Genomic DNA, 1,379 nt, shown 5'->3' with positions numbered 1-1,379 from the left:
TTGCAAGTATTCTAGCTTGAATTTCTTCAAAGGTGCTAAATTCGCTATATCTTATCGTAAATAAAATATTTTTAGCCGTTGTAAAGGTGACTATTTCTGTACTAAGATTGTTAGGGCTGGCTTTATCTTCATTATGCTTATAATCTCTGATTAAAAAATGTGCGTTAATAGTGATAGTTGCATTATCTTCCCAATATTTTGCACTGAGTTCTATTTCTTGACTTTCTTCTTTAGTTGGAAATTCAAGATCAAATTTATTAGCAATAAAAGTGATCTCAGCTATGCTTGGATGAAGTAAATCTATCCATAAAATATTTTCAGGTAGCTTTTGTATATTTTCATCCAAATTAAAGCAAATTCTTTGCACTAAGGCATTTTCTGTTTTAGTATAGATATAAAGCATAATGATTCCTTAAATACAATTTTGTATTTTTAATATTTTATTCTAAATCATATTTTTTTAAAAGTTTATCATAAGTTCCATCAGCTTTTAGTTCATCAATACCTTTGTTAAATCGAGCTAAGGCTTCTTTTTGTTTATCTTTATCAAAAGCAAAACTAAAGCCTTCGCTATCATCATTTTCTTGATAAAAACTTACAAGTTCTGGATTTTCAGCAAGAAAGCCTTTTGCTGCATCTTGATCTATAATAATAGCATCAATTTTATTGTTTTTTAACGCTAAAACAGCGATATTTAAATCTTTATTAGCTTGAATTTCTGCATTTTTGATTTTTTTTGCAGCATTTTCTTGTAATGTTCCAAGTTGTACGCCTATTTTTTTGCCTTCTAAATCACTTTTGGAATTGATTTCATTATTAGTTTTTAATTTAATATAAAGATTTTTGCTTTTAAAATAAGGTTGTGTAAAATCAACACTTTGTCCTCTCTCATCAGTCGCACTCATAGCAGAGGCAATCATGTCAATTTTTCCAGCTTTTAAAGCAGGGATTAAACCATCAAAACTAGTTTGAATCCAAGTGATCTCCATGTTTTCTTTTTTGCCAATAGCATTAACTAAATCCGTATCAAAGCCAGTAAGAATTGAATTTTCCTTATAATTAAAAGGCTTGTAATTAGGATCTGTCCCTACTTTTAGACTTAAAGTTGTATTTGAATCTGTTTGATTATTATTTTTATCTTTTTGACAAGCTGTAAAACATAAGCTCGTTAAAACAATACAAAAAGTAATAAATATTTTTTTCATTTAGAAATCTCCTTTTTAAATTTAACATTTTTGATTTGATAATTATAATAAATTTTTTGTAATTATTTGAGATTTAATTTTATAAATTGATTAAAAAATATAATTATTTTATTAAAAATAACTAATTTTCGGTATTTATTATACAAAAAACAATACAAGCTAAAATACTTTAAA

General features: G+C 26.0%; 1 protein-coding gene and 1 pseudogene. Both read right to left on the bottom strand.

Features of this window, described 5'->3' with window-relative positions:
• A pseudogene (locus H2280_RS08300) lies at positions 1 to 403 on the bottom strand (magnesium and cobalt transport protein CorA); the annotation flags it as partial.
• Positions 404 to 440: 37 nt separating this feature from the next.
• Positions 441 to 1,205, bottom strand: a complete 765-nt coding sequence (locus H2280_RS08295) for a basic amino acid ABC transporter substrate-binding protein (RefSeq protein ID WP_337216243.1) — start codon at positions 1,203 to 1,205, stop codon at positions 441 to 443.
• Positions 1,206 to 1,379: the final 174 nt, after the last annotated feature.

Source organism: Campylobacter sp. 2457A, assembly GCF_020135895.1.
GTDB lineage: Bacteria > Campylobacterota > Campylobacteria > Campylobacterales > Campylobacteraceae > Campylobacter_D > Campylobacter_D taeniopygiae.
This window is presented reverse-complemented; position numbering and strand designations above follow the sequence as displayed.

Excerpts from the sequence above, each read along its gene's own strand:
- H2280_RS08295 (WP_337216243.1), bottom strand. The coding sequence starts at position 1,205 with ATGAAAAAAATATTTATTACTTTTTGTATTGTTTTAACGAGCTTATGT.